The sequence below is a fragment of the Streptomyces sp. SID4985 genome (assembly GCF_009863025.1).
Lineage (GTDB): Bacteria > Actinomycetota > Actinomycetes > Streptomycetales > Streptomycetaceae > Streptomyces.
This window is the reverse complement of record NZ_WWIR01000482.1, coordinates 1-358: the sequence shown is the minus strand read 5'-3', so window position 1 is coordinate 358 and position 358 is coordinate 1. Positions and strand designations below refer to the sequence as shown.

The following is a 358-nucleotide window of genomic DNA, read 5'->3' as shown; positions in this document are numbered from 1 at the left end:
CTCGTTGTCCTGGCAGTAGGCGTTGTTGTTGCCGCCCTGGGTGCGGCCGAGTTCGTCGCCGTGGGCGAGCATCGGTATGCCCTGGCTGAGCAACAGCGTGGCCAGCAGGTTGCGTTGCTGACGGCCGCGCAGTTCGAGCACGGCGTCGTCGTCGGTCTCGCCCTCGACCCCGCAGTTCCAGGACCGGTTGACGCTCTCGCCGTCCTGGTTGTCCTCCCCGTTGGCCTCGTTGTGCTTGTCGTTGTACGACACGAGGTCGCGCAGGGTGAAACCGTCGTGCGCGGTGACGAAGTTGACGCTGGCCCGGGGTCTTCGCCTGCTCGCCTGGTAGAGGTCGGAGGAGCCGGTGAGCCGGGAG

1 pseudogene is annotated in these 358 nt (G+C 67.3%); it reads right to left on the bottom strand.

From position 1 onward, the window contains the following. Positions 1 to 358: pseudogene (locus tag GTW40_RS21190) on the bottom strand (glycogen debranching enzyme); the annotation flags it as partial.